This is a genomic window from Bacteroides sp. An322 (genome assembly GCF_002161765.1).
In the GTDB taxonomy this organism is placed as follows: domain Bacteria; phylum Bacteroidota; class Bacteroidia; order Bacteroidales; family Bacteroidaceae; genus Phocaeicola; species Phocaeicola merdavium.
In genome coordinates this window covers 1-1,491 of sequence record NZ_NFIN01000061.1, presented here as the reverse complement: position 1 = coordinate 1,491, position 1,491 = coordinate 1, and the positions used below count along the sequence as shown (strand labels likewise).

General features: G+C 44.9%; 2 protein-coding genes. Both read right to left on the bottom strand.

Translation table 11 applies throughout. From position 1 onward, the window contains the following. Positions 1-1,192: AAA family ATPase (locus B5F91_RS14710; protein ID WP_087429763.1), on the bottom strand; the 1,192-nt coding region annotated here is incomplete at its 3' end. Positions 1,193-1,234: 42 nt separating this feature from the next. Next, the coding region (locus B5F91_RS14705) for a PD-(D/E)XK nuclease domain-containing protein (RefSeq protein ID WP_204244711.1) at positions 1,235-1,491 on the bottom strand (257 nt) is incomplete at its 5' end.

The window sequence follows — 1,491 nt, the reverse complement described above, 5'->3', positions numbered from 1 at the left end:
TACGCCTGCCGAGGCTTCTTTTCATTGTAAGTAAGCCGTAATAATATAACAGGCTTCTGAAGTTGTTGTCATCCGTCACGTATTCTGCAGGGAAGGAAGTCTTCAGGTTTATCACGATTGACCCTGTAGCCGCAATTTCTTCGATAACGCTCATCCGGTTCTCCCGCTGATTCCCCTTGTCAATATCTGCCAGCATCTTCAGTTTTTTGTAATCGGTACGGATGTTCTTATCTACCATTTCCTTGGGAGGGCAGCCACGGCTTACCTGATAGCGCAAGTAATAAAGCACCATATCGCAATTATACAATCGTTCATCGTCCATGCATTCTTCCGCAAAGCAATAGTTGTTGTACCATGGTTTCATTTCCGCCAGCATTGCTTCGATGTCTGCATCGGGACGCAGCTTGCCTGCACTTTTATAATATAGGAACATTTCACGCACATCGCTTTCCGAGAACCCGAGCATGTAGTTGAATTGCGGGTCTTGCGAGATGTTCCAGTCGATATTATACCCGCTCGAAAGGTCGTCTAATGTGACTGGTGATACACCTATCAGGAATACCCGGCTAAACATTGCCTTGAATATCTTGAAATACTCACGGTAGAAACCGCTGGCATGGGTCAGGTTGCGGAACACTTCCTTGCCGCCTTCGCTCAAGATGACATTGGTGAAATTATCGTATTCGTCGATGATGAGGTAAAGCAAGTATTTTTTTCGGCGTGCTTCGGCGTTGATTAGCCTCAGTTTGGAAGCTGCATCTTTTTCGGCAAGTACTTTGCTGAAGGTCGTCTCATCGTAAAAATCTTTATATTGTTTAATAAACGAGTCAAGTTCGGCACAGCAGTAGTCGTTGAACGTATATTCCAGCCTTTCCATGCCTGCTCCCGCTAACGAGAAATCAAAGTAAATCACTTGGAAAGCGTTTTTCAACGCCGTGGGATGCTCTTTAATCCATAGTCCGTCGAACAGCGTATCAAAGCGGTCTGCCTTGGCGATGTCATAATATTCCTGCATCATGCTTACGAACATGCTCTTGCCGAAGCGGCGCGGACGGATAAGGAACAGGTACTTGCTTGTATTCTCCAATAAAGGGAGGTACATCGTCTTGTCCACATAATAGAAATTCTCATTCCGCACTTCATCGAAGCGTGCCACTCCATAAGGAATCCCTTTGATAGTTGCCTTTTCCATACCGTATAAGTTTCCTATTTTTTATCATTATAAAAAATTCTGTCAATAATTAATAGCCGTACATATCGTCATATTTGCCCCTCGGAATACGGTCTTCAGCAGATGCAGTTGTGTTCCGCTGCAGAGGCGTTTTACGATTTTGTCTTTGCTGTATTTCAGCAATTGTCCGTCGGCTTCCTTACTTTTAGCCTCCACTTCTGCATCTGTAGCGGTGGGCTTCAGGTATTTCAGTTCTAAGATATAGCTGTGTGCAATATCCGGATACCGCTCTTTGTCGGGCAGCATCAAGAAATCGCCGA